Annotated in this window: 10 protein-coding genes; 7 read left to right on the top strand and 3 right to left on the bottom strand. The window is 64.7% G+C overall.

Annotated elements, in window-relative coordinates; all coding sequences use genetic code 11:
• Nucleotides 1–158 precede the first annotated feature (158 nt).
• Complete coding sequence (locus HV770_RS22825) at nucleotides 159–671, bottom strand: response regulator (protein WP_121321666.1); 513 nt, start codon at nucleotides 669–671, stop codon at nucleotides 159–161.
• Between the two features lie 508 nt (nucleotides 672–1,179).
• On the opposite strand from HV770_RS22825, the gene HV770_RS22820 reads away from it, so the two are divergent.
• Nucleotides 1,180–1,899, top strand: coding sequence for a ribonuclease activity regulator RraA (locus HV770_RS22820; RefSeq protein ID WP_175163216.1), 720 nt, complete (start codon nucleotides 1,180–1,182; stop codon nucleotides 1,897–1,899).
• A 112-nt stretch (nucleotides 1,900–2,011) separates the two neighbouring features.
• Here HV770_RS22820 and HV770_RS22815 read toward each other — a convergent pair whose 3' ends face one another.
• Nucleotides 2,012–2,791 (bottom strand): TetR/AcrR family transcriptional regulator, encoded by a 780-nt coding sequence (locus HV770_RS22815; protein ID WP_175163214.1) that lies wholly within the window; start codon nucleotides 2,789–2,791, stop codon nucleotides 2,012–2,014.
• Between the two features lie 75 nt (nucleotides 2,792–2,866).
• Between HV770_RS22815 and HV770_RS22810 the strand changes: the two genes are divergently transcribed.
• The 3 genes from HV770_RS22810 (at nucleotide 2,867) to HV770_RS22800 (ending at nucleotide 7,439) form a co-directional block, all read left to right on the top strand.
• The gene (locus HV770_RS22810) at nucleotides 2,867–4,426 is read left to right on the top strand and encodes an MDR family MFS transporter (RefSeq protein ID WP_425497466.1); all 1,560 of its coding nucleotides are present in this window, start codon (nucleotides 2,867–2,869) and stop codon (nucleotides 4,424–4,426) included.
• Nucleotides 4,427–5,154: 728 nt separating this feature from the next.
• Nucleotides 5,155–6,174 carry a hypothetical protein gene (locus HV770_RS22805; RefSeq protein ID WP_246291100.1) on the top strand — a complete coding sequence of 340 codons (1,020 nt, stop codon included), beginning with the start codon at nucleotides 5,155–5,157 and terminating at the stop codon, nucleotides 6,172–6,174.
• A gap of 191 nt (nucleotides 6,175–6,365) precedes the next feature.
• Entirely contained in the window at nucleotides 6,366–7,439 is a 1,074-nt protein-coding gene (locus HV770_RS22800; protein WP_175163210.1) for a TAXI family TRAP transporter solute-binding subunit, read from the top strand.
• 40 nt (nucleotides 7,440–7,479) lie between these two features.
• On the opposite strand, the gene HV770_RS22795 is transcribed toward HV770_RS22800, so the two are convergent.
• On the bottom strand, nucleotides 7,480–8,919 hold the full coding sequence (locus HV770_RS22795) for an aminotransferase-like domain-containing protein (RefSeq protein WP_175163208.1): 1,440 nt from the start codon (nucleotides 8,917–8,919) through the stop codon (nucleotides 7,480–7,482).
• Between the two features lie 116 nt (nucleotides 8,920–9,035).
• Between HV770_RS22795 and HV770_RS22790 the strand changes: the two genes are divergently transcribed.
• The 3 genes from HV770_RS22790 to HV770_RS22780 all read left to right on the top strand — a co-directional run bounded on the left by HV770_RS22790 (nucleotide 9,036) and on the right by HV770_RS22780 (nucleotide 11,770).
• Entirely contained in the window at nucleotides 9,036–9,923 is an 888-nt protein-coding gene (locus tag HV770_RS22790) for a DMT family transporter (protein ID WP_175163206.1), read from the top strand.
• A 143-nt stretch (nucleotides 9,924–10,066) separates the two neighbouring features.
• Complete coding sequence (sapR, locus tag HV770_RS22785) at nucleotides 10,067–10,987, top strand: sap1 transcriptional regulator SapR (protein ID WP_175163204.1); 921 nt, start codon at nucleotides 10,067–10,069, stop codon at nucleotides 10,985–10,987.
• A 162-nt stretch (nucleotides 10,988–11,149) separates the two neighbouring features.
• A complete protein-coding gene (locus HV770_RS22780) occupies nucleotides 11,150–11,770 on the top strand; it encodes a GNAT family N-acetyltransferase (protein ID WP_175163202.1) in 621 nt (206 codons plus the stop codon).
• Nucleotides 11,771–11,822: the final 52 nt, after the last annotated feature.

Here is an 11,822-nt window from a genome sequence, read left to right as displayed (position 1 = left end):
CGGCGGCCCGCTTCACGGGCCGCGCGATGCGCTGCTTGGTCGCGCAAACGCCTTGGTTCCGGCGCTTCAACCTCGCAAGGTTGCATGCGAACTCGCGGCCTGCCTGCTGCGCAACATACGGGTTGCGAAGCAACTACAGAGCTTGACCACCCGGCAGATCAACCCGCCGCGCGGGCGTCGATCGCGTCGCGCAGCAGCGTCACCAGTTCCTCCGGCAACGCAGGCTTGGTCATGAAATGCTGAAAGCCTTCGCCGATACTGCGCAAGCGGTAGGCGTCGTCAGTGTGACCGGTGAGCGCCACCGCGACCGACGGCGAGTGATCGCTGCGAATTTCGTGGTCGCGCAGCCGCTGGATCAGATAGAAGCCATCCATGGCCGGCAGGTCGAGATCGCAGACGACAGCGTCGGGTGACAGCCTCAGCGCCGCTTCGACACCTTCCTCCGCATCCGCTACGGCGCAGACTATGGCGCCTTCTGCTTCGAGTAACAAGGTCAGCGATTCCCGGCTATCCGGGTCGTCTTCTACGAGCACGATCGTGGCCTGATCGAGTCTCAATGCTCCGTTCATTTTCTGTTGTTGCTCTAAAAAACCGGTTAGGCCGTCAGACGTGGCCAATGTTTCGTTCTGTTGCTTGCCGCCGGTTTGCGCGGCTGCGAAAGTGCTATTCATGGTTCCGACTCGAATTCATGCAACGAGTTGCAAACAGGGCCAAGATTGTAGGTCATGGCCTAGGCGCGGCCCGCCCACAGTAACGCGCCAAAACTGCACGCCGATGAAATAACGGCTGTCGGCCTTGGCGCTGACAGACCGATGCCGACACCCGATTCGCCTCAGCGGCGCGTGCAACTCCCATTTGCACGGCTCTTTCCGCCAGACGTCTTTTCCGAAATCCGCATTTTTTGCGGCGCCGGCGAGGCTGTTCGACTCGCACGGCGCTCACATCCACCTCCCTGGTAGCACGTGGCGTGCCGCGTCCGCGTCGAGCGTACATTGGCACTGCCCACTCGCCGCGGTCGTCACGCTCACGCGATGTTCGCGCAGGCCGGCCGTGCGGGGAGCCGCGGCGCTATCATCGTGAGCGCGAAGGCCGCGTCGGCGCCTTCGCCGTCTCCGGTGCCGCGCCATGCAGCATGCGTTTGCCGACTACCCAGTTCCTTGACCGAGGCCACCCCACACCATGTCCGATCTCGACTCCGCGACGCTCGACGCACTCCGCCATGTCAGCACTGCCACACTGACCACACAGTTGTTCAAGCGCGGATTGCGCAATACATTCATGCAAGGAGTCGCGCCGCTCGCGTCGCACAGCGGCGCGAATCTGGTCGGGCCGGCGTTCACGCTGCGCAACATTCCGTCGCGCGAGGACATTGACGTGCTCGAACTGTTCGCCGACCCCGAGTACGCACAGCGCAAATGCGTCGAAACGATTCCGGCCGGTTACGTACTCGTGCAGGATTGCCGCGGCGAGCGCGGCAGCGCGTCGTTCGGTTCGATTCTTTCGCTACGTTTGCAGGTGCGCGGCGTGGCGGGCATGGTGTCCGACGGCCCGGTGCGCGACAGCGCGACGATCGCCGCGCTCGGCATGCCGGTGTTCTGCGCGGACGCGAGCGCGCCGCCGAATCTGATTCGCCATCATGCGGTGGACATCAATGTGCCGATCGGCTGCGGCGGCGTCGCCGTGTTTCCCGGCGATGTGATCGTCGGCGATGCGGACGGCGTGGTCGTGATTCCACGCAAGATGGCCGCGGAGATCGCGCCAGCCGCCGCCGCGCAGGAGCAGTTTGAAACGTTTCTCACGGAGCGGATTCGCGAGGGCGCGGCGTTGCCGGGCACCTATCCGCCAAACGAAACGACCAAGGCGGCCTTTGAAGAATGGAAAAAGAAACGTCGAGCCTGACGCAGCGAGTCGCGTGGGTCGGTCGTGGCACGTTGCGGCTGCGGGGTCGCCGCAGCGTTGTCTGACAGGTCTGCGTAGGCCTGTCTGCTCGCATTTCAAAACGCGCCGGGCGTCAGCCCGCTTTCTTCGGACCTATCCCGTGAAGCAGCAACGCGACCGCATGCCGCGCGATCTCTTCGCCGCCGATGTTGCGTCGCAAAGGGTCGTTGCGCCACAACTTCACCGTGGCTAGCGGCAGAAGCGTCAACCCCATCAGCGAGACGAACACCAAGGCGGGCTCCAGTCCCGCGTTAAGACGCCCTTCTTTCTGCCAGCGCGCGATGGCCGCGAGCGACGCCTTCTGATGCGCGTTGCCGAAGCGCTCATGAATGCGCTGGCGCAGCAGGCCGCCATCGCTGATCACTTCGCGCACCCACAGCGACGGAAACCACGGATGCTCGCTCGCCACCAGCACGAGCCGCTGCGTGAGCTGCGTGATCGCGGCAACGGGATCGTCGGAATTCTCCTGAAACGGCATGCCGAGTTCCGCGCGCAACGGCCCGAAGCGCTCCTCGACCAGTACGTCGAGCAATTGTTCGCGCGTCTTGAAGTAGTAATGCATCATCGCCGGAGTGAATCCCGCCTCGCGGGCGATCTCGCCGAGCGTGGTGTCGACGATGCCCTGCCGCGCGAACAGCGTCAGCGCGGCGTCGAGCAGACGGCTGCGTTGCTCCGTTCCTCGTGCGGCGCCCGTCGGCCTGCCAGGGCGGCGGGCGGGCGCGGCGGTTGCGGCACGTGTCGAGTCTTCCGACGCGGCTTTCACAGCGCGCTTCGGCACCTTGCCCGCCTTGATGGCGGCCGTGCCACGCGGCGATTTTTTCGCCGCAGGGTCATCTGCTGGAATCCTTGCCATTGCATTCAATTTGACGAGTGACGCGATGTCGCATATATTAATCTCCTAATTAATTAATTTCAATCGCCCGGTGCCATGAAACAATCGACCACAACTCAACCGGCCGAGCGTATGAAGCCGTACGCGCAGCCCGGCTTGCACCCGGACTCGCGGGCCGACTCGCCAGCCGCCGCCCACCCGCCTGTCCGCCTGCTGTTCCCAGCGCTGCTGCTGGTCATGCTGCTCGCCGCACTCGATCAGACAATCGTCTCGACCGCATTGCCGACCATCGTCGGCGAACTCGGCGGGCTCAATAACCTGTCCTGGGTCGTGACCGCCTACCTGCTCAGCTCGACCATCGTCGTGCCGCTGTACGGCAAGTTCGGCGACCTGTTCGGCCGCAAGATCGTGTTGCAGACGGCGATCATCGTGTTCCTCGTCGGCTCCGCCCTGTGCGGCCTCGCGCAGAACATGACCCAGCTGATCGTGCTGCGCGCACTGCAAGGGCTCGGCGGCGGCGGCCTGTTGGTCGTGACGATGGCCGCGATCGCCGACGTGATTCCGCCGGCCGAGCGCGGCCGCTATCAGGGCGTGTTCGGCGGCGTATTCGGTCTCGCGACTGTGATTGGGCCGCTGCTCGGCGGCTTTCTCGTCGAGCACCTCACCTGGCGCTGGATTTTCTACATCAACCTGCCGCTCGGCATCATGTCGCTCGTCGTGATCGGCGCCGTGTTCAAGCCGCACGTTCGTCAGGTGAAGCACACCATCGACTACATGGGCGCCGCGTTTCTGGCCGGCGCGCTCACCTGCATCATTCTGTTCACGAGCCAGGGCGGCACGATCCTGCCGTGGTCGTCGCCGCAACTGTGGTTCACGCTCGGCATGGGGCTCGTGGCCATCTGGGGTTTCATCCACGAAGAACGCAGCGCGGTCGAACCGATCATGCCACTCCAACTCTTCAAGCAACGCACGTTTTTGCTGAGCAGCCTGATCGGCTTCATCATCGGCGTGTCGCTGTTCGGCTCGGTGACGTTCATCCCACTCTATTTGCAGGTCGTCAAAGGCTCGACGCCGACGGCGGCGGGCATGCAGATGCTGCCGATGATGGGTGGCCTGTTCGTGATGTCGATGGTGACGGGCCGCGTGATCAGCAAGATCGGCAAGTACCGCCTGTTCCCGATCATGGGCACCGCTCTCGTGGCGATCGCGATGATGCTGCTCTCGCGTCTGCAGATCGACACGCCGATTCATGTGATGTATCTCTACATGGGCGTTCTCGGTTGCGGTCTCGGCATGGTGATGCAGGTGCTGATTCTCGCCGTGCAGAACGCCGTCGAGTTCAAACACGTGGGTGTGGCCACTTCCGGCGCGACGCTGTTCCGTTCGATCGGCGGTTCGATCGGCGTGGCCGCCTTCGGTGCGGTGTTCTCGAACGGACTCGCCGCCCGCCTCGAAAAGCTGATTCCGCCCGACACGGAACTGCCGCATGCGTTGGGACCCGCCGCGATCCACCAGTTGCCGGACGCGTTGCGCAACGACTATCTGCATGCGTTCGCCGGTGCGTTGCACACGGTGTATCTCGCGGCCGCCTGCGTCGTGGTGCTGGCTTTCGCGCTCGCGTGGCTGCTGAAGGATCATCCGCTGCGAAAGAATTGATTGCCGCCGGGGTGTCTTTCGGTGCTTGATGCAAGCACTTAAATGTCGGGATCGGAGACGAGGTCGAGCGCTACGCGCATCGACCTCGTTTTCATATTCGCCGCCATGCTGTTGCGTTGCGCAAGCGCTGCAATTCATGCGCGCGTGCAGTGCTTTTGAAACCTTGGAAAAACGCACATGTGCGGTCGTTCTTCCAGTATCCGCACTGTTTCGTCGTACCTGGCAATGTGCGGTAGCGCACACAGGATAGGTGCCAACGGCGATTGACGTTATGAGCGAAACACCACATATTGGAAGCATTGGTAGTGCAAGCGCGGCTTGCGTTTCCTGACTCTCCGGCGCATGTGGATCGTGATTCCGCGGACAAGGCTCCAGCCTCAACACGATCCGGAACATGCCGTAATGGCATCGTTTTCCACAGGCGGGTCCACGGCATGTCCACCCAGACAGCACTCGGCCACAGTTTTCCAACACCCTGCAACCGCTGCGGCGGCGCACTATACCGCCAGGTCGACTATTGTCCATATTGCGGCGCGGTACATCCACTCGAAGAGAGCTCATACCGACGCGCGTTCGCAGGCAGTCGGACCGGCGCGAGCGATCAGGCCGGTCAGAAATTCCACGACGCGCAGCCTTCGTCGGGTGACACCGCGACGGTCCACGCTGTGCGTCCCGACGAGGCCGCCCCTCCCGCGGCCGGACCTCGTACCGCACCAGCGTCAACGCACGTGCCTCTTCCGCCGTACGACGACAACAGCTACCCGCCGCGTGAAGGACTTACGTTTCGCCACGCACTGATTGCGATTGCCGTACTTGTCGTCATCGGCTTGGCGTTTGTCGTTTTTGCGCTATTCAGCGCCGGCAGTGATTCGGAAGACACGCCTGGCGATCAGACCACCTCCACTGCTCATGACGCCAGAATGACTACGGGTACGATCGCGCCATTCGTACCGGCTCAATCGACTCCTCCTGCCGCCGCAGCCAGGCCTTCTGCCCCGGCCAACGGGGCAAAGGTAACGCCACCCACTCCCGCAACGCCTATCGCGCCACCGGTCGTCGCGCCACCAGTCGCGGCGGCAACTGTCATTGCGCCACCCGCCGTCCTGCCGCCTGTTGCCGCGCCGCCCGTCGCCGCGACGCCTGCCAGACCTGCTCCGCAGTTCCGCGATGTCGCGCCAGCCCTCCAAGCGGCGCGGCTCGCGTTTCGCGCCAACGACCTGTCCGCCGCGCAAGCCGCACTCGGTGCCGCGCTGGCGATGCAACCGGGCAACAGCGCCGCGCAGGACCTGGCGTCTGAATTGCGGCCCCTGACCGCGCGCCGCGACGCCGCATTGCAAGCCGCGCAAACATGCATCGCGCAGCAGTCGTGGCCCTGCGCGCGCGCGCACGCCAACGAGGCGCTCACGCTCGACACCGGCAACGAAACAGCCAAGGGCATCCTCGCGCGCGTGATTCGGGAGACCGGCTGGGCGCCGCTCAACCCGCACGCTGCAACCGCCACACCGGCGCAAGGCAAACCGCTCGCGCAGCCACAGGCCGCCGCGGCAACGCAACAGGGTCAACGGCAAACACCGTTGGCGCAAGGCGTGCCGGCAACCGGCGAGTTATCCGCGGCAGCGCCACGCGCCGGTACCGCGGGAACGACAAATGGCGTCGACGCGCGCGAGCGCGCCATCAAGGATTCCGGTTGGCGCCGGGCACCGTCGAACGGCGGACAATCGTCAACCAGCACGCCAACCGGCCAGTGAAAATTGGTTTGGAGACCGAATCACGTAGCACATATCCGCTCAAAGCGCACACATTAATGCGTGCGCTTTGAGCGGCAACAGACGGACGCGACGATCGAGGCGCGTCGAACATGACATGGCAACCGGCTCTCTTGCGCTTCACGCGCACTGACGCGCGAGGCTGTACAACCTGACCGATAGGTGAATAGACCATGCTGAAGAGACTTCTCGCGGGATGGCTGGGGCTGGCGCTGATCCTGGTATGTTCACTCGCTGGCGCAGAACCGGCGCACTACAAGATCGTCACCGGACCCGAGCGCGGCACCTATATCCAGATCGGCCAGGATCTGTCGAAATGGGTCGCTCAACCGGTCGGCATCGACCTCGACGTGGTGGCGTCGAAGGGCTCCGCGGAGAACGTGCAGCGCATGCGCTTCGAGCCCGGCGTCAAACTTGCGCTGGTGCAGTCCGATGTGTATCAGGCCTACATCGACATGGCGAACGCGGGCAACTCCGACGCGGGCACGACGATCCGGCCGCTGCGGCTCATCATGCCGCTCTATGACGAGGAAATTAACGTCGTGGTGCGCGCAGATTCGCCGCTGAAAACTCTCGCCGACATCAAGGACAAGACCATCAGCGTCGGCTTGCTGGGCAGCGGCACGGCCCAAACGGCCACGACGCTCTACCACCTGATGTTCGGCCAGCCGATTCCCGCACAGAACGTCCAGCACCTGAGCAACGAGGACGCGCTCGCCGCGCTGATCGTGAAGAAGGTAGACGTCGCGATCATCGTGGTCGGGCAACCGGCCAAGCTGTTCAACGACATGAACCCCGAGCTGCTGCAACAGATCCGCCTCTTGCGGGTCGATCCCGCCGCGCCCGAAACCGCGCGCGCCAGGCAGACCTACTTCCCCACCACGATCCGCACGGCCAGCTACCCGACCTGGTTGAAGGAAGACGTCCCCGCGCTGACCGTCAAGGCCTTTCTCGTCACCTACGACTATGGCCTGCGCGATACCGTCGGCAATCTGAACCGCTTCGCCGACTCGCTATGCGCGAATTTCGACACACTGCAGGAGCACGGCCATCCCAAATGGAAGCAGGTGAAACTCGAATTGCCGCCCCTCGTGCGCGGCTGGAAATATTACGGGCCGGTCGAAAGGCACCTGCGCGCGTGCCTGACGAACAGGAGCGCCGCGATGAACGCGGCTGCCACGCAAGCGGCGCAGAAACCTCGCTCGACCTGCACGGATCAGGAGCGCCTGCTTCTGTTGTGCAAATAGCTTCGCCTGAAGGGCGAATAGCTTCGCGGGATGCGCGCGTTCACGCGCGCTTCCGCTCCCTTCCTCCTGTCACGGCCGACGCTTCCATCGCCCGTTGCAACGCCTCGTACACTTTCGGGCGATTGCATTGCGAGACGTTAAAGCGCAGAAAGCCCGCCGCCGATTGCGACGCGCTGAACACGTTGCCCGGTGCGAACACGACGTTGTCGGCGAGCGCATGACGCGCGACGTCGGCGGCATCGAGCGAATCCGGCAAGCGGGCCCACACGAAGATGCCGCCGCGCGGCCGGGTCCAGATATCGAGGCCCGCATAGCCGAGCCGCCTGACGGTCTCGCCCATCGCGTCGGCGAGCTTCGCGCGCATCGATTCCAGATGCCGTCGGTAGGTGCCGTCCACGAGCATGCGATGCACGACGCTCGCCGCGAGCTGGCCGTTGCCGAACGTCGTCGCCAGCTTCAGGTCGATCAGCGGCTCGATCCATTCGCCGCGCGCGGCGACGTAGCCGCAGCGCACCGCCGCGGACAGGGTCTTCGAAAAACTGCCGATCGACACCACCCGCGCGAGCCCGTCGAACGCCGCGAGACGCGGCGCGGGTTCGTCCTCGAGGTCGGCGAAGATATCGTCCTCGACGATCAGCAGATCGTGCTCACCCGCGAGCTTCAACAGCCGATGCGCGACGGCCGGCGCAAGCGTCGCGCCGGTGGGATTGTGGATCGCAGAGTTGGTTACGTAGAGCCGCGGACGATGCTCGATCAGTGCCCGTTCGAACGCCGCCAGATCGGGCCCGCAAGGCGTGTACGGCACGCTCACGATGCGGGCGCGATGGGCGCGCAGCAAGGCCTGAAAGTTGAAGTAGCACGGATCGTCGATCAACACGGTGTCGCCCGGTTCGAGCAGGAAGCGGCACACCAGATCGAGCGCGTGCGTGCCGCCGTCGGTCAGCACGATCTGCTCGGGCGGCGCATCCACGCCGTGCTGCGAGAGCCGCCACGCGAGTTGCTGGCGCAGCGCGGGCAGACCGGCCGGGCATGCATAGTCGGCGAGCACGGACTGCGGATCACGCGCCACCGCGCGTAGCGCGCGGCGCACGCCGTCTTCCGGCAGCCACGCGGCCGGCACCCAGCCGCAGCCAGGTTTCAGTACCTTCGACCCCGCCTCCAGCGACTGCCGCGTGAGCCACAGCGGATCGACCTCGCGATCCAGACGCGGCCCGAGATCGGCGAGCGCGAACGGTGGCGCATGGCCCGACACGAAAAATCCGGAGCCTCGCCGCGCGACGATCACGCCTTCCGCGACCAGCCTGTCGTAGGCTTCCACGACGGTCGACTTCGATACCCCGAGTGCCTCGGTCATCGCGCGGATAGAGGGCACGCGCGCGCCCGGCATCAGCGAGCGGCTCGCGATGCGCTCGCGCAAACTGTCCATCACCGTGCCGACACGCGTGCCCGACGCGCCCTGATTGCTCTCACGCTCCATCATCTGTACTGCTCCATGTTCGGTACAGTTTGTACGAATTGTACTGATCTGTAGCTTACCTTTTTCGGCGGAAAGCGGGATCCTATACGTTCTATTTCATGGGCATATGGACTCTTCCGATGGACAAGACGACGAACGGCTGGCTCAGCGGTCTCGCAGGCGTACTGATTTTCAGCGGCTCGCTGCCCGCCACGCGGCTTGCCGTGCAAGGCCTCGACCCGGTGTTTCTGACCGTCGCCCGCGCGACGATCGCCGGCACGCTCGGCTTGTTGCTGTTGCTGGTGTTTCGTGAGACGCGCCCCGCGCGCCGCGATCTGCTACCGCTCGTCGTGGTCGCACTCGGCGTCGTGGTCGGCTTTCCGCTGCTGACGGCGCTCGCGCTGCGCCACGTCAGTGCCGCGCACGCGGTCGTGTTCGTCGGCCTGCTGCCGCTCGCCACCGCGATCTTCGCCGTGCTGCGCGGCGGGGAGCGTCCGCAACCGGCGTTCTGGCTGTTCTCGGCGCTCGGCAGCAGCGCGGTGGTCGCGTTCGCGATGCGCCACGGCATCGACGCATCGCCCATCGGCGATGCGCTCATGCTGGGCGCCATCGTCGTATGCGGCCTGGGCTATGCCGAAGGCGCGCGTCTGTCGCGGCATCTCGGCGGCTGGCAGGTGATTTCGTGGGCGCTGGTGCTGTCGCTGCCGCTGATGCTGCCGCTCACCTGGTGGACCCGGCCCGCTTCGTTCGAGGGCGTCAGCCACGCCGCGTTCTGGGGACTCGCGTACGTGTCGCTTTTCAGCATGCTGATCGGTTTCGTGTTCTGGTATCGCGGGCTCGCGCTTGGCGGTATCGCAGCGGTCGGCCAGTTGCAACTTCTCCAGCCGTTCTTCGGGCTGCTGCTGGCCGGGCTGCTGCTGCACGAACAGGTGCCCCCCGCGATGATTGTGGTCACGGTGGTAGTGGTGGCGTGCGTCGCGGGTGCGCGGCGTTTCTCGCGAGCCGCGCCGGTGCGGCCGGCGGTTTGAACCGCGGGTCGGTTAGGACCGCAGTCGTGACGGCCCTCACGGTCACGGCCGTGGCCCCTCCTTTTCAGGATCGAACGAAGCGAACCGCCGGCTGAATATGTCATCATCGCGATGATCGATCCACCACCGAGCCGCGACTCACGATGCCTTCCGCCTTCGCTCAAACCGTCGAAGCCCGCTTTGCCGAACTCACGCCGACTTCCAAACGCGTCGCCAGCTACATGTTGGCGAACCTCGACCGGCTCGGCCTCGAAACCGCCGATCAGATCGCCCAGCAAGCCGGCACGAGCGGCATTTCGGTCGGCCGCTTCCTGCGCAGCGTCGGCTACCAGAACCTCGACGACCTGAAGCGCGAATTGCGCGGCGCGCAGGAGCGTCCATGGCTCATCACCGACCGGCTCGACGCGTTCCGCCGAAGCGGCAGCCAAAGCAGCCCAGGCGGGCAAGGCGAATTAACCGGCCAGGCCCCGCCCGACGCCGCCGCTGCCACCGCGCATCATGCCGCGCTCGCCCATTCGCTCGAACTCGAGATCGGCGCGATCCAGCATGTCTATCAGCTGGCGCAAACGCCTGTGTTCGCTCGCGTCGCCGAGCGCATTTCGAACGCCGACGCCGTGTACATCCTCGGCATTCAATCCACGCGCGGCATCAGCAATGCGTTCTACAGCTACCTCGAATACATTCGGCCGCGCGTGTTCTATTCCGATGGCATGTCCGGTTCATACGTCGATTCGCTGAACTCGGAATTCGAGTCGCCGTATCTGATCGTCACCGACACACGCGCCTATTCGACGGTCGCGCGCCGCTATTGCGAAGCCGCCACCCGCCGCGGCCTGCCGTTCGCGCTCGTCACCGATATCTACTGTCCGTGGGCGCGCGATTTCGACGGCGATCTGTTGCAGGTGAAGACCGATGTCGGCCAGTTCTGGGACTCGCTCGCGCCGCTCACCTGCCTGTTCAATCTGCTGATTTCGGCGATCGTCGAACGGCTCGGCGCGGGAATCGACGAACGCGTGGCCCGCAACCGTCAACTGCAAAGCGAATTCGATCAGTTCGATCTGTGAGGCGCGCGTTGCCCCGACCGGCAACGATAAGAGCGAATTTGCCGTGCGTTTGCCGCGATCTCCCACCACATATCGCGCCGATTTTTGACCTGCTTCAAATCGGCGAGCGCGGCGAGCATAGTAAGCGTTTCAGCGGTTTTACCGGCTACGACAGGAACACGTATGAGCACGACCCGCACGGCACCATCACGATCACCGTCAACGGACACACGCAGCGCCCCGTCGATCCGCGACGCCACCGAAGCCGATCTCCCCGCGATTCAGGCGATCTACGCACATCACGTTCTGAGCGGCGTCGCGTCGTTCGAAGAAACCCCGCCTTCCGTCGACGACCTGCGCACGCGGCTCGCATCCGTGCGCGCTCACGGGCTGCCGTACATGGTCGCCGAGATCGACGGCGAGGTCGCGGGCTATTGCTACGCGACACCGTACCGGCCGCGCGCCGCGTATCGCAACACCATCGAAGATTCGATCTACGTGAGCGACGCCTATCGCGGGCGCGGCCTTGGACGCGTGTTGCTGCAGGCGCTGATCGAACGCTGCGAAAGCGGACCGTGGCGCCAGATGGTCGCCGTGATCGCCGATAACGGCAGCGGCGGTTCATTGTCGCTGCACACACAGTTGGGCTTCGAACTGACCGGCACGTTGAAGGCCGTGGGCTTCAAGCACGGCCGCTGGATCGACACGACGCTGATGCAACGCACGCTGGGACGCGGCGACTCCACAATGCCTGATGATGCAACGAAAGAGACCGCCGGCGGAGCAACCAGCCGACGCGACTGAAGCACGCGCTGCTAGCGCGCAAGGCAGCCGCGTCAAAATCGCCGCATGCCCA

It is taken from the genome of Paraburkholderia fynbosensis, from assembly GCF_902859935.1.
In the GTDB taxonomy this organism is placed as follows: Bacteria; Pseudomonadota; Gammaproteobacteria; order Burkholderiales; family Burkholderiaceae; genus Paraburkholderia; species Paraburkholderia fynbosensis.
The sequence above is the reverse complement of the archived record's forward strand: the minus strand, read 5'-3'. Positions and strand labels throughout refer to the sequence as shown.